At 67.5% G+C, this 18744-nt stretch carries 18 protein-coding genes; 5 read left to right on the forward strand and 13 right to left on the reverse strand.

Features of this window, described 5'->3' with window-relative positions; all coding sequences use genetic code 11:
• Window positions 1-104 precede the first annotated feature (104 nt).
• From recJ to IEY58_RS18840, 4 genes are all read right to left on the reverse strand, one after another.
• Window positions 105-1931, reverse strand: a complete 1827-nt coding sequence (gene recJ / locus IEY58_RS18825) for a single-stranded-DNA-specific exonuclease RecJ (protein WP_407648417.1) — start codon at window positions 1929-1931, stop codon at window positions 105-107.
• A gap of 148 nt (window positions 1932-2079) precedes the next feature.
• Window positions 2080-3051, reverse strand: a complete 972-nt coding sequence (gene glpX / locus IEY58_RS18830) for a class II fructose-bisphosphatase (RefSeq protein WP_189049095.1) — start codon at window positions 3049-3051, stop codon at window positions 2080-2082.
• Window positions 3052-3207: 156 nt separating this feature from the next.
• Window positions 3208-4497 carry a homoserine dehydrogenase gene (locus tag IEY58_RS18835; protein WP_189048598.1) on the reverse strand — a complete coding sequence of 430 codons (1290 nt, stop codon included), beginning with the start codon at window positions 4495-4497 and terminating at the stop codon, window positions 3208-3210.
• 4 nt (window positions 4498-4501) lie between these two features.
• Window positions 4502-5752 (reverse strand): hypothetical protein, encoded by a 1251-nt coding sequence (locus tag IEY58_RS18840; protein ID WP_189048600.1) that lies wholly within the window; start codon window positions 5750-5752, stop codon window positions 4502-4504.
• Between the two features lie 376 nt (window positions 5753-6128).
• On the opposite strand from IEY58_RS18840, the gene IEY58_RS18845 reads away from it, so the two are divergent.
• Together IEY58_RS18845 and IEY58_RS18850 are read left to right on the forward strand one after the other, a co-directional pair.
• Window positions 6129-7946 (forward strand): PHA/PHB synthase family protein, encoded by a 1818-nt coding sequence (locus IEY58_RS18845; protein WP_189048602.1) that lies wholly within the window; start codon window positions 6129-6131, stop codon window positions 7944-7946.
• A gap of 13 nt (window positions 7947-7959) precedes the next feature.
• Complete coding sequence (locus IEY58_RS18850) at window positions 7960-8364, forward strand: GFA family protein (RefSeq protein WP_189048604.1); 405 nt, start codon at window positions 7960-7962, stop codon at window positions 8362-8364.
• 15 nt (window positions 8365-8379) lie between these two features.
• Here IEY58_RS18850 and IEY58_RS18855 read toward each other — a convergent pair whose 3' ends face one another.
• Window positions 8380-8853, reverse strand: coding sequence for an Lrp/AsnC family transcriptional regulator (locus IEY58_RS18855; protein WP_189048606.1), 474 nt, complete (start codon window positions 8851-8853; stop codon window positions 8380-8382).
• A gap of 95 nt (window positions 8854-8948) precedes the next feature.
• Here IEY58_RS18855 and IEY58_RS18860 point away from each other — a divergent pair, with 95 nt between their 5' ends.
• On the forward strand, window positions 8949-9860 hold the full coding sequence (locus IEY58_RS18860; protein ID WP_189048608.1) for a DMT family transporter: 912 nt from the start codon (window positions 8949-8951) through the stop codon (window positions 9858-9860).
• Here IEY58_RS18860 and IEY58_RS18865 read toward each other — a convergent pair whose 3' ends face one another.
• A complete protein-coding gene (locus tag IEY58_RS18865; RefSeq protein ID WP_189048610.1) occupies window positions 9861-10196 on the reverse strand; it encodes a GIY-YIG nuclease family protein in 336 nt (111 codons plus the stop codon).
• A gap of 72 nt (window positions 10197-10268) precedes the next feature.
• Here IEY58_RS18865 and IEY58_RS18870 point away from each other — a divergent pair, with 72 nt between their 5' ends.
• On the forward strand, window positions 10269-10844 hold the full coding sequence (locus IEY58_RS18870; RefSeq protein ID WP_189048612.1) for a DUF2239 family protein: 576 nt from the start codon (window positions 10269-10271) through the stop codon (window positions 10842-10844).
• Window positions 10841-11254: a DUF1330 domain-containing protein gene (locus tag IEY58_RS18875; RefSeq protein ID WP_189048613.1), complete on the forward strand. Its 414-nt coding sequence runs from the start codon at window positions 10841-10843 to the stop codon at window positions 11252-11254. The genes IEY58_RS18870 and IEY58_RS18875 overlap by 4 nt, the downstream gene beginning before the upstream one ends.
• Here the strand turns inward: IEY58_RS18875 and IEY58_RS18880 are convergent.
• From IEY58_RS18880 to IEY58_RS18910, 7 genes are all read right to left on the reverse strand, one after another.
• Window positions 11251-11775, reverse strand: a complete 525-nt coding sequence (locus IEY58_RS18880; RefSeq protein ID WP_189048615.1) for a gamma carbonic anhydrase family protein — start codon at window positions 11773-11775, stop codon at window positions 11251-11253. The genes IEY58_RS18875 and IEY58_RS18880 overlap by 4 nt on opposite strands.
• Before the next feature lie 80 nt (window positions 11776-11855).
• Complete coding sequence (locus tag IEY58_RS18885) at window positions 11856-14261, reverse strand: PA14 domain-containing protein (RefSeq protein ID WP_189048617.1); 2406 nt, start codon at window positions 14259-14261, stop codon at window positions 11856-11858.
• A 455-nt stretch (window positions 14262-14716) separates the two neighbouring features.
• Window positions 14717-15229 carry a 30S ribosomal protein S9 gene (gene rpsI, locus IEY58_RS18890; RefSeq protein ID WP_189048618.1) on the reverse strand — a complete coding sequence of 171 codons (513 nt, stop codon included), beginning with the start codon at window positions 15227-15229 and terminating at the stop codon, window positions 14717-14719.
• Window position 15230: 1 nt separating this feature from the next.
• Window positions 15231-15695: a 50S ribosomal protein L13 gene (gene rplM, locus IEY58_RS18895; protein WP_189048620.1), complete on the reverse strand. Its 465-nt coding sequence runs from the start codon at window positions 15693-15695 to the stop codon at window positions 15231-15233.
• 232 nt (window positions 15696-15927) lie between these two features.
• On the reverse strand, window positions 15928-16839 hold the full coding sequence (locus IEY58_RS18900; protein ID WP_189048622.1) for a hypothetical protein: 912 nt from the start codon (window positions 16837-16839) through the stop codon (window positions 15928-15930).
• A 47-nt stretch (window positions 16840-16886) separates the two neighbouring features.
• A complete protein-coding gene (locus tag IEY58_RS18905) occupies window positions 16887-17396 on the reverse strand; it encodes a hypothetical protein (RefSeq protein ID WP_189048624.1) in 510 nt (169 codons plus the stop codon).
• Window positions 17397-17755: 359 nt separating this feature from the next.
• On the reverse strand, window positions 17756-18484 hold the full coding sequence (locus IEY58_RS18910) for a phosphatase PAP2 family protein (RefSeq protein WP_189048626.1): 729 nt from the start codon (window positions 18482-18484) through the stop codon (window positions 17756-17758).
• Window positions 18485-18744: the final 260 nt, after the last annotated feature.

The raw sequence follows: 18744 nt of genomic DNA on the forward strand, positions 1-18744 counted from the left end.
GGCGGGCGGACAGTTCGGTCGAGGTACAGGGACGAGCGGCTGAATGCAAGCACTTCCCGTGCAGGGGCGGCCTCGGTTCGGTGCAGGCCTCCCTTGCGTCACGCTTAGGCGTGCGCGAAGGCGGCGTCGTCGATCATCAGCTGCACGCCGTTGCGGCCCTGCCAGCTGTCGAGCCGGAGGTGGCCCGCGATGTGAAGCAGTGCGCCGTCGCTCTTCATCAGCGCCGCGCCGAGTTCGGTCTCGAGCGCGCGGAACGCGATCGCCTTGAGACGCTCGGGCCCCGTGCCGGCCGCCAATACGCAGCGCACATGGTTCTGCCCGACCACGTCGGCGCGCAGCACTCGGACGCGCGGCAGCACGAAGCGCGGCTCGGCATTGCCGGCGCCGTAGGGGCCAAGCCCGGCCAGCAGGTCAATGAGCGCCGGCGTCGCGGCCGGCAGCGACAAAAGCCCGTCGATGCCCAGTTCCGGCGTCAGGTCGAGCCCCGCCTGCTCGCCGCCGAGCCGCGCCGCCATGAAGGCCTGGAACTCGGCAAGCCGAGCCTCGGCAACGGTGAAGCCCGCCGCCATGCGATGGCCGCCGCCGCCCACGAGCAGGCCTGCCTGCCGCGCCGCGATCACGGCGGCGCCCAGATCGATGCCGGCGACCGAGCGGCCCGAGCCCTTACCGATCCGCCCGTCCGGCCCGTCCTCCCAGGCGACGACGCAGGCCGGGCGGTTGTAGCGCTCCTTCAGGCGCCCGGCGACGATGCCGATGACGCCCGGATGCCAGTCGGTGCCGTGGGCCAAGACCCAGGCGCCGGCCCCGCCCTCGCCGCCTTCGATCTGCGCGATCGCAGCCGCCTGCACCTCGGCCTCGATCTCCTTGCGCTCGGCGTTGAACTGCTCAAGCTCGGCCGCGAGCCGGCGCGCCTCGACAGCATCCTCGGTCGAGAGCAGACGGCAGCCGAGGTCGGCCCGGCCGACCCGCCCGCCCGCATTGACGCGCGGCCCCAGCACATAGCCCAGGTGATAGGCGTCGAGCCGCTCGGCGACATTGGCCGCATCGGCGAGCGCCACCAGGCCGGCATTGCGCCGGCCGGCCATCACTTTCAGGCCCTGCGCCACCAGCACGCGGTTGAGGCCGACGAGCGGCACCACGTCGCACACCGTGCCGAGCGCCACCAGGTCGAGCCATTGCAGAAGGTCGGGCGCCGGATGGCTGCCGTACCAGCCGGACTGCTTCAAGGCGCGGTTCAAGGCGACGATCAGCAGGAAGGTGACGCCGACCGCCGCCAGATGGCGCTCGCCCGATTCGCAGTCGAGCCGGTTCGGGTTGACGACGGCGACGGCGGCCGGCAGCTCGGGCTCGGCCGCATGATGGTCGATCACCACCACGTCGAGCCCGGCGGTCGCGGCCTCGCCGAGCGGCCCATGTGCGGTCGTACCGCAATCGACGGTCACGACCACGCCGGCGCCGGCCGCCTTCAGCGCCAGGAGCGCCGGCAGGTTCGGGCCATAGCCTTCGGTCCGCCGGTCGGGAATATGCACCCGGGTTCGCGCGCCGACCGCGGCGAGGAAGCGGCCGAGCAGTGCCGACGACGTGGCGCCGTCCACGTCATAATCGCCGAAGATCGCGATCAGCTCGTCGCGCTCGACCGCGCGCGCCAGGCGCTCGACCGCCCGGTCCATGTCCTTAAGCCGGCTCGGGTCCGGCAGGCTGTCGCGCAGGGTCGGCGCCAGATGCCGCTCGACCGCGTCCGGCTCGAGCCCGCGCGCGGCCAGGATGCGGCCCACAACCTCGGGCAGGGAGAGGCGCTGGGCGATCGCGAGCCCCAGCCGGTCGTCACCCGCCCGCTGCCGCCAGCGCCGGCCGCCGAGCGAACACTCGACACCGAGGAAAGCGGAAACCGCCGCCACCTGCTCCGCCGCCAGCGCCATGTTCGGCCACACCCCCAACTTGATTTCCCCTTCGACTAAACGCTCCGCCGATTCGGGGTGGCGGATCAAGCTTTCTCGGCGCCCCGCATGGCCCCATGTTCCCAAACGAGAGAGGGCCGCCCGATGGGCGGCCCTCCGTTCGGTCTTATGATCAGCGGGTTCAGCGTGCGAATGCCGTCCAGCTGGTCTTGCGGTCGAGATTGTGCTGCGCGTCGATGATGCGGACAGTGCCGCTCTTCGAGCGCATGACGATCGACTGGGTCGTGAAGCCGCCGGGCACGCGGCGCACGCCGGCCAGCAGGCTGCCGTTGGTAACGCCGGTCGCAGCGAACATGACGTCGCCCGAGGCAAGGTCGGTCAGGCCGTACTTGCGGTCGAGGTCGGTGATGCCCCAGCGGGCGGCGCGCGCCTTCTCGTCGGCGTTGCGGAACAGGAGCCGGCCCTGCATCTGGCCGCCGATGCAGCGCAGCGCCGCCGCCGCCAGCACGCCTTCGGGCGCCCCGCCCGATCCCAGATAGATGTCGACGCCGGCCTTGGGCTGGCTGGTCGCGATCACGCCGGCCACGTCGCCATCGGAGATCAGCATGATGCGCGCACCGGTCGCGCGCACCTGCTCGATCAGCTCGGAATGACGCGGGCGATCGAGGATGCAGACCACCAGGTCGGCGACATCGACATGCTTCGCCTTGGCGAGCGCCGCGAGGTTCTCGGCCGGGGTCGCGTCCAGGTCGACGACTCCGTCCGGCAGGCCGCCGCCGACCGCGATCTTGTCCATATAGACGTCGGGCGCGTTCAGGAAGCCGCCGGCGTCGGCCATCGCGATCACGGCCAGCGCGTTGGCGCCACCCTTGGCAGTGATGGTCGTGCCCTCGAGCGGGTCGAGCGCGATGTCGATCTTCGGGCCGTCGCCGCTGCCGACCTTCTCGCCGATGTAGAGCATCGGCGCCTCGTCGCGCTCACCCTCGCCGATCACGACAGTGCCGTCGATGGCGAGGCTGTTGAGGGCGGTGCGCATCGCGTCGACCGCCGCCTGGTCGGCCGCCTTCTCGTCGCCGCGGCCCATCAGGCGGGCGGCGGAGAGCGCTGCCGCCTCCGTCACGCGCACGGCCTCGAGCGCGAGGTTGCGATCCATCGTCGTGGTCTGGCTCATCTTATTCCTCATGTCCGTCCGGCCGGCATTCCCACCTTGGGGCCGGCCTCGGTCGTTCCTTGGGACCGTCCCGCCGCTAACCGCCGGGGACGATCGTTCGTTGCAAGAACCTGCGCGCCGCGTAGCAGCAGTGCAATGCTAAAGCTCGATGCGGATCATGCGCGGCGGCTCCAGCACGCTTTCGAGCGCGCCGATGCGCTCGAGCGCGCGGCTCAAGGCCGCCTCCTTGCTCGGATGCGTGGTCAGGACAACCGGAACGGCGCCGCCCGGGTGATGGCGGCGCTGGATCATCGCCTCCATCGACACGCGTTCGTTCCTGAGCTCGGCCGCGATATCGGCGATGACGCCCGGCTGGTCGCGCACCATGAGCCGCACGTAGCTGGGGCCGTCGTGCTCGCTCATGGACACCGGGCCGATGCCGCCCTCCGCCGCCTCGACGAAGGCCGGCGACAGGCGGCCGGTCGCGAGATCGACGAGGTCGGCCACCACCGCGGACGCGGTCGGGCCGGCGCCGGCGCCGCGGCCCTGCAGCACGACACGGCCGACGTGATCGCCCTCGATCACGACGGCGTTGAACACGCCGTCGACCTGGGCGATCGCCTCGGTCGCCTGCACCATGGTCGGATGCACGCGCTGCTCGATGCCGCGTTCGGTGCGGACCGCCGTGCCCAGCAGCTTGATGCGGAAGCCCAGCTCCTCGGCATATTCGATGTCGAGCGGCGAGATGTGGCGGATGCCCTCGACATAGACCCGCTCGAAATCGACCGGCGTGCCGAACGCGATGCCGGCCAGCACCGCAAGCTTGTGGGCGGCGTCCCAGCCGTCGATGTCGAGCGTCGGGTCGGCCTCGGCATAGCCCAGCTTCTGCGCGTCGGCGAGCACGTCGTCGAACGCCCGTCCAGTCTCGCGCATGGTCGAGAGGATATAGTTGCAGGTGCCGTTGAGGATGCCGGAGATCCGGCTGATGCGGTTGCCGACGAGGCCTTCCCTGAGCGCCTTGATGACCGGGATGCCGCCGGCGACCGACGCCTCGAAGCAGAGCCCGACGCCGCGCTGGCGGGCGATCTGCCCCAGGCGGCTGCCATGGTGGGCCAAGAGCGCCTTGTTCGCCGTCACGACCGACTTGCCGTTGGCCAGCGCGCGCTCGACCAGCGCCAGCGCCGGCCCGGCCTCGCCGCCCATCAGCTCGACCACGACGTCGATCGACGGGTCGTCGGCGATCGCCAGCGGATCGTCCTGCCAGGCGAAGCCCGACAGGTCGACGCCGCGGTCGGCAGCGCGGCGCCGTGCCGAGACGGCCGCGATCTCGATCCGCCGGCCAGCTCGCTGGGTCAGGAGCGCCCGGTTGTCCTCGAGCAGCTTGACGACGCCGGCGCCGACCGTGCCGAGGCCGGCGACGCCGATGCGGAGCGGGGCACTCGCGACCATCGGCTCAGTACTCGACCAGGACGTCGGCGCGGTCGGTCGACCCGGCGTCGGTCGGCGCCGCCTCGACCTGGATCTTGGCCGCGTCAACGCCGGCCGCGATCAGGCCCTGCTTGACCGCGTTCGCACGGGCAAGCGCCGTCTGATATGTCGCGAGCTGCTGGCCGGCCGCGTCGCCGCCGGCGCCGTTCGGCGCCGCATGGCCGACGACGCGCACGATCGCGTCATGGCCCTGCATCTTGGCCGGCACCGCCTTGAGCGTCGCGGCGGCGCCCGCCGGCAGCGTGTTCGACAGCGGCTCGAAATCGATCTCGCCGGCCGGCACGGAGGTCTGGCGCTTGCCCGGCAGCGGCGAGGCTGCGGGCGGTTGCACGGCGGGTGCCGCCGAAAGCTGCGGCACGGACGGCGTCGGCTCGGCGCGCACGGGTGCTGCCGGCGGCACGGGCACCCCGCCCACCTCGGCGCTGCTGCTATCGGGCGCCGGATGGCCCTGCACCAGCGGCTGGATCGGCTGCGGCGGCGGCACGGCCGCAAGCTGGGGTTGTGCCGGTGGCTCCGTCGGCGTCTCGGCCTGCGGTTCCTCGCGCGGGGTCGGCGTCTTCAGCGCGGATTCGCGCGACGCCGCGATCGGGGCCGCGAAACCGCCGCCCACCGAGAGATGGCTGCTGCCGGCGGCCGCGACCGGGGCGACGCTCGTCGGCCGGGGCGCCTGCGCCGCGGGCGGCCGCGGCGCCGGCCGGGGAATCGTCGGCATCGGCGGCAGCGGCCGGGGCTGCGCCTGTGCCTGCTGCTGGGGCGCCTGCTGCTGGGGCGCCTGCTGCTGTTGCTGCTGGGCTTGCGCCTGCTGGGTGATGTTGTTGAGGTCGATCGGCTGCAGCTGCTCTTCCGGCACATGGATCTGCGGCGCCGGCACGGCACTCGCGTCGCCGGCGCGCTGCTGCACGTCCGCGTAATGGGCATTCTCCCGGTCGGAGACGAGCCCCTTGGCGAGCGCGTCGCGCTCCGCCTGCGTCAGGCCGCGCGTCGGCGTCGGCGGCACGCTCGCGAGGTTGGGATAAGGCTGCTCGGACCCCGCCTCGAGATTGGCCGAGTTGGGCGCGTCTGCGCCGGGATCGTTCTTCGTGTCGCGGAACCAGTTGATCGGATTGACCGCGTCCAGCGTGCTGCAGCCGCCGAGCGCCAGCATGCCGGCCGCGGCCACCGCCGCACGCCAGGACCTGTTCTTGAACCCGCCAGCCCGCACCTTGCCGTTCCCCATCTTCGCCCCTTCGAGCCTGTCATCTCGCGCAGCCCGCCCGCGGCGGGCAAGCCCGTCGCCCCGAAACCCCATGGAGCCGCGCGCCGCGAAACCAGCGGCCCCTCGTCTTAGAGTGCGGGCGGCTCGCGATCAAGCGGCCCGAGCATGAACCGTGCCGCAGCCCCTACCGGCGCGCAGACCCACCCCCCATCTCTTATGGCATAATGGGATGCGTTCGCGTATCTGGACGCGAAACCGGCGACGAGTTCCGTGCAGATGCCGGAAAGCTTCGCCGGGGGCGCGAGTCGAAGACAACTTGAAACCGGACGTCGTCCGGGCGACCATCCGATGAAGAACGAGCGGGACCACGCAATCAAGGACCCGCGAGGGAGCCTAAATGCACGACGAATCCAGCCCCGAGGGCAAGCTGCCCGACCCCATCGAACTTTCCCGCGCCGTGGCCGGCATCGCTGAACGCAGTCAACGGCTGGTCTCGGAATTTCTTTCGAAGCAAACGGGCGAGGCACCGTCGGTCGGCATGGGCGACCCGCTCAACATCGCCGGCGCGTTCTTCGAGATGACGACCAAGCTGATGCTCGACCCGACCCGGCTCGTGCAGGCGCAGGTCTCGCTGTGGAGCGACTATATGCAGCTGTGGCAGCGCACGACCGAGCGCTTCCTCGGCACCAACGGCGCCGCCGCACAGCCGGTCGAGCCGGTCATCGAGACGCCCAAGGGCGACAAGCGCTTCAAGGACCCGGCCTGGCAGGACCATGCCGTGTTCGACTTCATCAAGCAGTCCTACCTGCTGTCCGCCCGCTTCCTGCAGACCACGGTGCGCGAGGTCGAGGGCCTGGATGAGAAGACGGCGAAGAAGGTCGATTTCTATACACGCCAGTTCGTCGACGCGATGGCGCCGTCGAACTTCGTGCTGACCAATCCCGAGGTGCTGCGCGCCACGGTCGAGAGCGGCGGCGAGAACCTGGTGCGCGGGCTCGAGAACATGCTGGACGATCTCGAGCGCGGCAAAGGCCAGCTCGCGATCCGCATGACCGACACGGAGGCCTTCAACCTCGGCGAAAACATCGCGACGGCGCCCGGCAAGGTCATCTACCAGAACGACCTCATGCAGCTTATCCAGTACGCGCCCACGACCGAGACGGTGCGCAAGCGGCCGCTGCTGATCGTCCCGCCCTGGATCAACAAATATTACATCCTCGACCTCAAGCCGAAGAACTCGTTCATCCGCTGGGCGGTCCAGCAGGGCCATACGGTGTTCGTCATTTCCTGGGTCAATCCCGGTGGCGACCTGGCCGAGAAAAGCTTCGAGGCCTACATGGACGAAGGCCCGTTCGCCGCCCTCGACGCGATCGAGGCGGTGACCGGCGAGCCCCAAGTCAATGTCATCGGCTATTGCATCGGCGGCACGCTGCTCGCGGCCACGCTCGCCTACATGGCGAAGATCGGCGACCGCCGCTTCGCGAGCGCCACCTTCTTTACGACCATGGTCGACTTCGCCGAGGCGGGCGAGCTCAGCGTCTTCATCGACGAGGAGCAGATCCAGGCGCTCGAAGGCCGCATGCGCGAGAAGGGCTATCTCGAAGGCTCCAACATGGCGAACAGCTTCAATATGCTGCGCGCCAACGACCTGATCTGGTCCTTCGTCATCAACAATTATCTTCTGGGCAAGGAGCCGTTCCCGTTCGACCTGCTGTTCTGGAACTCGGACGCGACGCGCATGCCCTGCGCCATGCACAGCTTCTATCTCAGGAACATGTACCAGGAGAACCGGCTGGTCAGGCCGGGCGGCATCAGCATCCACGGCGAGCCGATCGACCTGACGCAGATCCAGACGCCGGTCTTCATCCTGGCGACCAAGGAAGACCATATCGCGCCGTGGAAATCTTCCTATGCCGCAACCCAGCTCTATCGCGGCCCGGTGAAGTTCTGCCTCGCGGGCTCGGGCCATATCGCGGGCGTGGTCAATCCGCCGGAGGCGCAGAAGTACCAGTATTGGACCAATCCGAAGCTGCCGAAGCAGCCGGACGCCTGGTTCGAGGGGGCGACCGTGCAACCCGGCTCCTGGTGGCCGGAATGGGACAAGTGGGTCGAGAAATTCGCCAGCGGTACGGTGCCGGCACGCGAGCCCGGCTGCGGCAAGCTGACGCCGATCGAGGATGCGCCCGGCTCTTACGTGAAGCTCAGGATCACATGACGGCGAACGGTCCATGAAGAAGGAGCGGCATACCGGCGGCTGCCTGTGCGGGCATGTCCGCTACGTCGTGACCGGCCCGGTGACCGACGTCAGCTATTGCCATTGCGCCATGTGCCGGCGCTTCCACGGCCATGCCGGCGCCTTCGTCGGCGTGGAACGAAGCGACTTCGCCTTCGTCGGCGCCGGCCGACCGCACTGGTACGCCTCGTCGGACAAGGCCCGCCGCGGCTTCTGCCCGACCTGCGGCTCGGCGCTGTTCTGGGACTCGCCGGACGAAAGCCGGACCTATTTCACCGCCGGCAGCCTTGACGAACCGACCGGCCTCACCGGCCGGCGCCACATCTTCGTCGCCGACAAGGGCGACTATTACGCGATCGACGACGACCTGCCGACCTATCCGGGCACGGGCGGCACCTAGCTTGCCGGTGCCACATCAGTCGCGCTCGACGATCGCGCGCTCGATCGGGCGGTCGCGGAAGGCGGTCGCGGTCACGACCAGCGTCGTGGTCGTGCCGAAGGCGACCAGTTCGTCGATGACCTCCTGCAGATGCGGGATCGAGGTCGCGACGACGGTCAGGATGCCGCTGTCCTCGCCGGTGACGCGCCGGCAGTCGATCACCTCCGGAATATGGGCGATGAGATCGCCGAGCCGGCTGCAGATCTCGCCCGGGCAGCGCATGCGGACGACCGCGGTGATGCCGAGGCCGACCTTGGCCGGATCGAGGATCGCCCGATAACCTTGGATGACGCCCGCCTCCTCGAGCCGGCGAACCCGCTCCGCGATCGCCGGCGGCGACAGGCCGACGGTGCGGCCGAGCTCGGCGTAGCTCGCCCGTGCGTCCCGCTGCAGCGCCTGCAGCAAGCGCCAGTCGAGCGCATCGAGCTCGACTTTTGAATCGACGGCCATCACCAAAATCTTTCTTCGAACAAACGGACGATGGCCAGGATATCCGTCGATCATCCATTCAGAAAGCGAATTCAGCCTTCTATGATTCGGCCATCATGCGCTCCCGCCTCGATCCCCTCACCCTCCTCGCCATCCTGGCCACGCTGCTGGTCTGGTCGTCGTCCTTCGCCTGCATCAGCTACGGCTTGCGCAGCTTCTCGCCCGGAGAGTTGGCGCTGCTGCGGTTCCTGGTCGCCTCGCTCTGCTTCCTGCCGGCGATCGTGACCGGCCGGATCCCGGTACCCGAGCGGCGCGACTGGCCGATGATCGCGCTCCTGGGCCTCATGGGCATCACGCTCTACCAGGTCTGCCTCGGCACGGCGCAGACGCGCATCTCGGCCGGGGCCGCGGCCGTGGTCATCGCCCTCGTGCCCGGCGTCACGGCAGCGCTCGCCGCCTTGCGGCTCGGCGAACGGCTGTCGGCCCGCGCCTGGGGCGGCCTCGGCGTCGCGTTCTTGGGCGCGATCCTGATCACGGTCGGCGCCGGCAAAGAGATCCGGTTCGAGCCGCTGGCGCTGCTGGCGTTGGTCTCGGTCTTCGCTACCAGCGGCTATTTCGTGCTGCAGCGGCCCTTGATGCAGCGCATGACGCCGATCGGCTTCACCGCCTGGAGCCTGATCGCCGGCGCCGTGGGCCTGTTGCCGTTCGGGTTCCATTTGCCGGCCGCCGTCAGCGCAGCACCCGCAGGCCAGATCCTGTCGGTCGTCTATCTGGGTGTGGCACCGAGCGCGCTCGGCTACATCCTGTGGAACTTCGCCCTGTCGCGGGCGCCGGTCAGCCGGGTCGCGAGCTTCATCTATCTGCAGCCGCTGATCGCGACGCTCATCGCCTGGGCTTGGCTCGGCCAGGTGCCGACGCTCATCATGGTGCTGGGCGGCAGCGCCGCGGTCGGCGGCGTCATCCTGGCCAACACGGCCGGTGCCACGGCGAAGCGGCCGGCACGCGCGGCGTGCGAGGAGACGGTCTAGCTAGATCACCGCGGCACCAAGCGCCGCGCACCAATGGGCGAGGCGTCGCTTCAAGGCCGCGTCACGGGCAAAGGCAAGCGCCTCCTCCGGCAGCCGCTCCAGCACCTCGAACGTGAAACGGTCGGCGCCGTGGCTGTTCCAGGCCTGCTGCAGGCCCGGGTGCGGGTTGACGCCAAGCTTGAGCGTGAACCAAAGCCGGTTCTGGATCGTCGCAAGATCGGGCGCGCGCCCGACCCATCGCTCGCCGCTCGCCGTGCAGGCGACAGCATAGATGCCGGCACTGACCTTGCGCTCCTTATAGGCCGCGACCGCAGCCTTGCGTTCCCTACCCTGCATCGATCACCTCCATCGGCAGATTTATACCCGGGCAGAATTGACTCAGCAATATGACCCGGATATAAATCCGCCATGATCGAAATCTCTCCCGAACCGGCATCCCCAACCGCGACCGCGTTCGACGGCCCCCGACGGATCGCAAGCGGGCCGCTGGTCGCGGTCGCACTCGCGGTCAAGGCGGCAATCGCTGCCGGTGCCGCGGGACCTGTGCTGACGTTCGACGATCGGACCGGCCGGGTCATCGATCTGGACCTGCGCGGATCCGACGCGGAGATCGCCGCCCGCCTCGGCGACGCGTCGCCCGCCCGGGGGCGTGGCCGGCCCAAGCTGGGCGTCACGGCGCGGGAGGTGACACTTCTGCCGCGCCACTGGGAATGGCTGGCGGCGCAGCCCGGCGGCGCGTCGGTGACACTCCGGCGGCTGGTCGACCAGGCGCGGCGCGCGGACGGCGACGACAGTCGCCTCCGGGCCGCGCGCGAGGCCGCCTATCGCTTCATGGCGGCGATGGCCGGCGACCTGCCGGGCTTCGAGGAGGCGGCGCGCGCGCTCTTTGCCGACGACTGGGCCGGCCTCGAACGGCACGGCGCCGGCTGGCCGGCGGACGTGCGCGCTTACATGCTGAAGCTGGCCGACGGGAGCCCACAATGACGCGCCACCTCGAGCCGACCCAGGCGAGCGCCGTCGCCTTCATGCGGCGCGAGATCGCCGGCGAGTTCGTCATGCTGAACCTGCTGCGCTTTCGCGCGGTCGCGGACTATTCGGCACACCCGGATCTGGCGCCGGAAACCCCGATCAGCGGTGCCGACGCCTTTGATCGCTATATCGCCCACACCCTGCCCTTCCTCTCGGCAAGCGGTGGGGAACTGCTGTTCGTTGGCGAAGGCGGTCCGTTCCTGGTCGGCCCGGCGGACGAGCGCTGGGACCGGGTGATGCTGGTCCGTCAGGCCAGCGTGCGGCAATTCATGGATTTCGCCGGCAATGCCGCGTATCTGGCGGGCATCGGCCATCGCCGCGCGGCGCTCGAGGATTCGCGCCTGCTGCCGCTCGTGCCGCTTTAGCCGATCTCGCTGCGGTACTGCTGGGCGAGGCTGGCGTAACTCCGCGCCGTGCCGGCCATCATGGCATAGTCCTCCTCGGTCAGCTCGCGCAGCATCTTGGCCGGCCGGCCGGCCCAGAGTTCGCCGCGCCGGACGCGCTTGCCGGGCGTCACCAGCGCGCCGGCGGCGACGAAGCCCAGGCTCTCGACCACGCATTCGTCCATGACGGTCGCATTCATGCCGACGAAAGCCTGGTCCTCGAGCACGCAGCCGTGGATGAGCGCCATATGGCCGATCGAGACATCGTCGCCGATATAGGTGCCGGTGCGGGCGCGCGAGACATGGACGACCGTGCCGTCCTGGATATTGACCCGGGCGCCAACGCGGATCTCGTGCACATCGCCGCGCAGCACGCAGCCGAACCAGATCGAGCTGCCGGCGCCGATCACAGTGTTGCCGATGATCGTGGCGTTCGGCGCGATGAAGGCATCGGGGGCGATCGTCGGGCGAATGCCTTCGAAGGGCAGCAGCAGGCCGGGCATGGCGCGTTCCTCGGACAGTTCATTCGTTCTTCGATGGAACGCCCGTAGCCGGAACGCAAGGCGGAAATTGCCTCCCCGCACTACTTCGCCTGGGTCACGACGAGCTTGGTGAGCGTCGTGCCGCCGGCCAGCACGTTCTGCAGCCGGATGCCGTGCACGCCGCTCGACAAGGTCCCGGTCCAGGTGCCGGTGCCGACCGGCACATTGTCGATCAGGATGCGCACCGCCGTCGGCCGAGCCGCGTCCGAGGCGACCGTGAAATTGCCCGGCGTCGCAACCGAGATGCTGAAGCCCATGTAGTCGCCGACCTTGGCGATGGCGTTGGTCACGTAGCCGGAGCTCGTGACGCCGCTCGTGCCCTGGTAGGGGATGGTGCAGGGCGCGTGGCAGGCGATCTGCTGCAGCGGCCGAGCGTTCGAGCCGAGCGCCAGGATCGCCTGCATCTTCGGCGTGTTCTGCTCGTTGATCGTCGGGTTGGCGACGCCGTAGGCCGTAGCACCCGCCGCGTTGAAGATGAACGGCATGGTGCCGCCCAGATGGAAGAACGCATTCAACGCCTGGGTCGCCTGGCCGAGCACGCCCGGGTCGAGGTTGAGCGCCACTTCCGAGGCCGTGCCGGTGTCGCCGCCCACCTCGAAGCCGCCCTCATAGCCCATGGCCTTGAGCCCGAACGCATTGGCCCAGAGCGCGTCGCTGCCGGTCGAAGGCACGTTCTGGCCCGAGGCGAAGACGGCCGCGGCCGTGCCAAGACCCTGGTGTATCGGCGCCACGTACCAGCCGCCGCCACCGCCGTAGAGGAAGTAATTGACCGGATGCGGGTTCGCCACGTGCTGCACGCCGTCGGCGTTGTTGTAGAAACTATCGAGGAAGTCGAGCCCGACGGCGGCGGTCTCGTTCATGTTGCCGTACTGCCATTCGAACACCGGCCGGATCTGCGTCATCATCGCGGCGTCGCCCCAGACGGCGCGGAACAGGTTGCTCACCTCCATGATGCGCTTGGCGACGCGCCGGCGCTCCCAGACGAACGAGCGCCCGTTCTTGTCGTAATCGAGCGGCGAATTGCCGGCCGCGACCTCGGCCTCAGCCAGCGCCACGTTGCTGTTGTACTGGGGGAAGGACGTGTTCCAGACCTCGTTGGAATATTCGATATAGACCTTGAGGTTCGAGTTGAGCGGCGGATAGGCCGGGCTCGACTGCCGGCCCGTATAGGGGGTCGCGCCGTCGCTGCCGTAGGCCAGCAGCTCTGCGAGCTTGGTCACGTAGTCGTCGCTGGCATAGACCGGGATGTTGATCCACACGTCCTTGCCGGTCTCGTTGGCGAGCGCCACCAGGTCCTCCCAGGAAGCGCCCTTGCCCTGCCAGCCGTATCCGCCCTTCGGCTGGTACTGGGTCGCGTCCGTCGGCTTCACCCGGTCCGACCAATTGACCTGGCGATTGCCGTTGGTCGCCAGGTAATCCATGAAGCGGATGCCGGTGAAATAGGACAGGAACGACTTGTATTCCGCGCTGAACAGCTCGCCCACCGCGTGGGGTGTCGCCGAACCCGGCGCCAGCGGCCGCATGATGCGCAAGTTGGTGATGCCCGAGCCGGTCGCCGACGTGGCCGTGCGCCGGGTCTCAGCAAAGCCGAGCGTCGCCGCCGCCGGTGCGGCGTTGCTGACGGTCCATTCAGCCGTCGTCACGTTGGTCCCAGCGTTATAGCCCACGCCGAACGGCAGCGTGGCGCCGTAGCTGACGCCACCGACCGAGAAGCTGCCGAGCCCGGTCCAGTCAACGAGCTTCGCCGCCCCGTTGAAGGTCACCTGATAGGTGCCGTTCATCTCGCGCCCGCTGGACCAGAGCGCCAGGCTCGCATCGGCGAGCGGCCAGCCGTTGGCGTCGGTTGCGACCACGGCGGCACTGTTCGAATAGGCGCCGAACGGCTTCGCCTGCTTGACCACGTCGGCGAAGATGTTGCCGGGCTCGCCGGGCAGGACGGCGGCACTGTTGATGCCGAGCGGCGTCGCCGCCTCGATCACCTGGAACGGCACGGTCGGGCTCGACCAGCCGAGCCGGAGCGAGCCGCTCCTGCCGTGCTGAAAGTAATGCATCGCAATGTCATAGGACTTGCCGGCGGTGAGCGCGAAGCTCGCGGTATCGGTCCTGGCCCCGCTCGCCCCGTCGGTGACGAGCGTCGTCCAGGCGCTGCTGCCGGTCGGCCGGATAGCGAGCGACACGCTGTCGCTCGACTGGACGCGGAAGCTGTAGGTCTCGCTCGTCGTCGCGATGATCTGGCCGGTCCAGCTGGCCGAGAAGTTCGACCAGGCGGCGGTCGAAAATTCCGGCGAGGTCGAGCCGCCGGGGCCGGCCGCGTTCCAGGTAAAGTCGATGCGCGCGTCGCGCCGCTGGAACGCCGGCTGGGTCACGCCGGCGGTGCCGGATTGGTATTGGCCGATGAAGCCGCCCCAGACGACACCCTGAGCGTGCGCCTGGGACGGCGAACCCAAGGTTCCCCCGACCCCGAGAGAAAGCCCAAGAGAAAGAAGGAGCGTGCCCGCCGTGACACCACCAGTCCGCATCATTGCCGCCTCTAGCGAGAACCCGAAGAATCCAGCCTCGGCAGCACAATGTTCTTGCTTAGCCAAGCCGAGGCGCTCGCGCCCAGCTCGAGAAGCCGAAATATCAATGTACCGTTCGAGATGCCGTTTACTCGGGGAACATAGATTCCGCGGCGTTAAGAGAGTCTGAAACCAAAGATAGAGCGGAACGCGCGACCGAAATTATTGCGTAAAATCCGATGCGACCTTTTGGTGCACCGATCGCCGGGAAAGACGCGCAGTAATTGTATCGGGCCCGTCGATGCCAGCGGACGGCACCGGCCGGCAGCACCCGGCCAAAACAAAACCGCCGGCCCCTCGCGGGACCGGCGGCTTTCCAGAACCGACTTGCGCCGGCCCGAGCTTTAGCGCTTCGAGAACTGGAAGCTGCGGCGGGCCTTGGCCTTACCGTACTTCTTACGCTCGACGACGCGGCTGTCGCGGGTGAGGAAGCCCTGGCCCTTGAGCACGGGGCGGAGCGCCGGCTCGAAATAGGTCAGCGCCTTGGAGATGCCGTGACGGACGGCACCGGCCTGGCCCGAGAGGCCGCCGCCAGCAACCGTGCACCACACGTCGAACTGGCCGACGCGGTCGGTGATGACGAACGGCTGGGCGAGCAGCATGCGCAGCACCGGACGCGCGAAATAGATCGGCGCCTCGCGGCCGTTGATCAGCAGCTTGCCGGTGCCGCGCTTGATCCAGACGCGGGCGACCGCGTCCTTGCGCTTGCCGGTGGCATAGGAGCGACCGAACTTGTCGATCTTCGGCTCGGCGATAGCGGCCTGGGCGCCGGCCCCGGCCTCGTCGACCACCGGCTGGGCGTTCTGGGCGCTCGCGAGCGCAGCCTTCAACTGCGAGAGCTGGGTGAGGTCCGACATATTAGAGGGCTCGCTTGTTCTTCGGGTTCATCGCGGCGACGTCGAGCAGAACCGGCTGCTGCGCCTCGTGCGGATGAGCGGGACCGGCGTAGACGCGCAGGTTGCTCATGATCTGGCGGCCGAGCGGCCCGCGCGGAACCATGCGCTCGACAGCCTTCTCGATGACGCGCTCCGGATGGTTGCCATCCAGGATCTGGCCCTTCGAACGGCCCTTGATGCCGCCCGGATAGCCGGTGTGCCAGTAGAAGATGTCGTCGGTGCGCTTCTTGCCGGTCAGATGCACCTTCTCGGCATTGATCACGACGACATGGTCGCCGCAATCCATGTGAGGGGTGTAGGTCGGCTTGTGCTTGCCGCGCAGATGGTTGGCGATGATCGAGGCAAGCCGACCGAGCACAAGCCCGTCGGCATCGATCAGCGTCCAGCGCTTGTCCAGGTCGGACGGCTTGGCGGAATAGGTCTTCATCGATCTCGACTCGAAAAGGGACCCACGCGGCACATGCGAGAGGCACATTCCGGGCGGAGGCCGTTGTCTAAGGGCTCGAGCCCCTCCGAGTCAACGCGAAAAAACATCGATGTTCGAGGAACATAGCGAGCGGTATTATAGTATGTTTCCTGTATCTATTTGAAATAGATAAATAAATTGACCATTTCCGTGCGAATTCCGTCACGGAGCGGCAGGCACCCATGCTCGCCGGTCATGCGTCGACGGATGGCAATGTCCGCACCGGCGCGGGTGCACGCCGGCAAATTTTCTCCGCCAGCGACAGATCGTGCCATGCTGCGATATGGGCAAGCATGGCTGCTGTGGCCCACGCGTTGAGCATGAACATGACGCAAGGCGGGAAGGCTTTCATCTGCCAGTAGACTGGATCGCTGGGGCTTTCGCTGCCCATCAACGTAAATACCCACAAAAATATCGCGGAAAGCAATACGCAGAACAGTTCCTGCCAAAGAAGTTTATTTATGCGAAACTTCTTGTTTTTCCGCTTTATGGAAATACTGATCGGCTTCAGCAACAAAAACTCCGGAGACCCCGCGCAATTCGGCCCGGAGTAGAGGAAGAGCGTGGTGCACGAGAGGAGCAGACACATCGTTAGGAAGTGCCTGAGGTCGTAGGCATCGACCAAATGGCCGCGAACGACGATGTGAGCCACCTGCCCGATGGCGGCCGGATAGAGTTGATCGATCACCCCGTAAAGCCACTCGATGGCCGGCACACCATCCAAGGCCCGCGCGAGGTAGCGCGCCTGGGGTACGAAGATGATGGAGAGGCCATACAGCCAGAACGCGAGGACGATGCGGCCGCACCAGACGCGTCGCCGTACGAACGCGGCGGGCAATGCCACGGCGTCGCCGCGCGGCAGAGCCGCCATTGCCTGTACTAGCCAGCCCATATAGGCGGCGCGGTTTGGCCGCGCGCAGTGCCTGAGGAAGTCCAGGAGCAGGAAGAACGGCAGGTACAGCGCCCAGCTGCGCACCGGCATGCCGAAGATCAGCATGAAGGACAGCCACATGGTCATCGGCAGCGCCGCGACAAGGCGCAGCGGTCCGGTGCGGCTTAAGAGCGATGGAAGTGTCGGCATTGTTGCCGCGATATTTTTATCCATCCCTCCCTCAATCGGTCGTGGCGATCCCGGAGGCACCCTCGAGCCCGTTAATTGTAATAGGCGAAAATCGGTTTTGCGGCTGAAACGCCGCCCAGCGGCCTGATCTGCATCACATACTTTTCTGTCATCGGCTCGCCGGTGGCCGCATCGACCAGCCACATCTGCGCGGCCTTGTCCGTCTCGAGCACCTCGCACTCGATCGCGAGACGCTGCCCGGGCCGGCCGACGAGGTCGAATCCCACAGAGCCGAACTGCATGCCCCATCGGTAAGCAAGGTCAAGGTGATGGAACACCGACGGCGTCAGCAGGGTTGGCGTGTTCCAGTGCCCCTGCGCTTCGGCGATCGGCTTCCGGTCCACGCCCCACAGATAGATGTACTCGTTGGCATTCAGCCATGACGGGTCGTTCTTCGTGCCGACAATGCTGACCGCATCGCCGGGCGACAACGCGTTCGGCGGCGCGTAGAACGCGTTGGGGGCCGGCGATGCGGTGTGACAGGCGGCCAAGAGGGCTCCGGCCAAAGGCGCGAAGCGCCAGACAAGAAAAGTGCGTGCCATCGGATTGTGCCTTGCTCGCGACTGGACAAAATGTGCTTGGATCGTCTTGCCGATAGAAACTATCGGCCGGGTGTTCGGTCATTCGCAGGCTCGTAATTCCGGCACTAGCGCCGGACTTTCACCAGAAACAGGATGCTATTTTGGGTAAGTGTTAAAGTTCACATCGAAGCAACAGGGGACAAACGCTTCATTGAACACGATTAATATTGGTCGACAGAACCAATCATCGTGATGTTACCGCGCTCAAAGGTGCGAAAACTGAACGCAAATTGCCTCGCACCTACCTATATAAAATCGTGAAGGTGGAATTCGTCTCAATTTTTTATGGCGCTCATCGCGGGCGCCGGGGCTCGCGCCGCCTACCCCTCGACATGCCCGAGCAGGGTGAAGCCCAGCTTGCGGAAATCGTCGAACAGGTGCGCCACCTGCTCCGTCACCATGAAGGCGATCCAATAGAACAGGGCGCGGTGCTGGTTGCCCCAGGCGAGCGCCCGCTCCGCCAATTCACGCAGCGGCAAGGCGAGGAAGCCCACCATGCAGAGGACGCCCAGGATCGCGCCTGCGAAGACGTCGCTCGGGTAATGGATGCCGAGATAGACGCGCGGCAGGTCGATCACGACGGCGGACCAGAAGAACCCGAGCCACCCCAGGCGCCGGTCGACCATCCAGAGACCGGTCGACAGCGAGAAGAACAGCATCGAATGGTCGGACGGGAACGAGTTCCAGTGATTGACCGAGCCCGCGTCCATGAAGGGCGGGAAATTGAGCCCGAGGTTCGCCAGGATGGGGCGCTGATGGATGTGGAAAACCAGCTGCAGCACCCGGGAGAGCACCACCGTCGCGACGCTGCCGGCCAGGACCAGCATCAGCCGCACCCGGCGTGCCGCCTCGTCGTCGATTCCGGTCGCGCCCAGGCTGCCGCCTGCCGGCCGCACGAACCAGGCGAACCACAAGAGCGACATCATGACGACGCCCTTGAACGTGTCGTAGCGCGACACGGCGTGGACGAGGTGATCGAACAGCAACGATTTGCCGACGAAGCTGGTCAGAAACCGAAGGATCGGGAGGTCTATCGAATCAAAGTTCATTGTTTAAAGTTCTCGCCGCCTTTGTCGGCCAAGGCTTACGGGCTGTCGTCCCCGCGGTTCGAAACCAACGCCGTTGCCACGCGGCATGTCCGTGACAAAATTATGTCGATGCGGCTTGTGAGCCCGCCGGCCATCTGGCGGCTTGCAAATTGCCCGAGCGGCCCCCCGTCACGGGGGCTTGACCGCCGAGCCGGCCCCATGCCGTCCTAGCGCGCCCCGATCCGAAGAAGACGCCCCTATCGGGGGAGACCTACTGGGCG

The sequence above is a fragment of the Aliidongia dinghuensis genome (assembly GCF_014643535.1).
Lineage (GTDB): Bacteria > Pseudomonadota > Alphaproteobacteria > ATCC43930 > CGMCC-115725 > Aliidongia > Aliidongia dinghuensis.

Bases quoted from the DNA above. Each gene is read 5' to 3' on its own strand.
- glpX (WP_189049095.1), bottom strand. From the start codon at position 3,051: ATGGATCGCAACCTCGCGCTCGAGGCCGTGCGCGTGACGGAGGCGGCA.
- IEY58_RS18835 (WP_189048598.1), bottom strand. From the start codon at position 4,497: ATGGTCGCGAGTGCCCCGCTCCGCATCGGCGTCGCCGGCCTCGGCACG.
- IEY58_RS18840 (WP_189048600.1), bottom strand. From the start codon at position 5,752: ATGGGGAACGGCAAGGTGCGGGCTGGCGGGTTCAAGAACAGGTCCTGG.
- IEY58_RS18845 (WP_189048602.1), top strand. From the start codon at position 6,129: ATGCACGACGAATCCAGCCCCGAGGGCAAGCTGCCCGACCCCATCGAA.
- IEY58_RS18850 (WP_189048604.1), top strand. From the start codon at position 7,960: ATGAAGAAGGAGCGGCATACCGGCGGCTGCCTGTGCGGGCATGTCCGC.
- IEY58_RS18855 (WP_189048606.1), bottom strand. From the start codon at position 8,853: ATGGCCGTCGATTCAAAAGTCGAGCTCGATGCGCTCGACTGGCGCTTG.
- IEY58_RS18860 (WP_189048608.1), top strand. From the start codon at position 8,949: ATGCGCTCCCGCCTCGATCCCCTCACCCTCCTCGCCATCCTGGCCACG.
- IEY58_RS18865 (WP_189048610.1), bottom strand. From the start codon at position 10,196: ATGCAGGGTAGGGAACGCAAGGCTGCGGTCGCGGCCTATAAGGAGCGC.
- IEY58_RS18870 (WP_189048612.1), top strand. From the start codon at position 10,269: ATGATCGAAATCTCTCCCGAACCGGCATCCCCAACCGCGACCGCGTTC.
- IEY58_RS18875 (WP_189048613.1), top strand. From the start codon at position 10,841: ATGACGCGCCACCTCGAGCCGACCCAGGCGAGCGCCGTCGCCTTCATG.
- IEY58_RS18880 (WP_189048615.1), bottom strand. From the start codon at position 11,775: ATGCCCGGCCTGCTGCTGCCCTTCGAAGGCATTCGCCCGACGATCGCC.
- rpsI (WP_189048618.1), bottom strand. From the start codon at position 15,229: ATGTCGGACCTCACCCAGCTCTCGCAGTTGAAGGCTGCGCTCGCGAGC.
- rplM (WP_189048620.1), bottom strand. From the start codon at position 15,695: ATGAAGACCTATTCCGCCAAGCCGTCCGACCTGGACAAGCGCTGGACG.
- IEY58_RS18900 (WP_189048622.1), bottom strand. From the start codon at position 16,839: ATGGATAAAAATATCGCGGCAACAATGCCGACACTTCCATCGCTCTTA.
- IEY58_RS18905 (WP_189048624.1), bottom strand. From the start codon at position 17,396: ATGGCACGCACTTTTCTTGTCTGGCGCTTCGCGCCTTTGGCCGGAGCC.
- IEY58_RS18910 (WP_189048626.1), bottom strand. From the start codon at position 18,484: ATGAACTTTGATTCGATAGACCTCCCGATCCTTCGGTTTCTGACCAGC.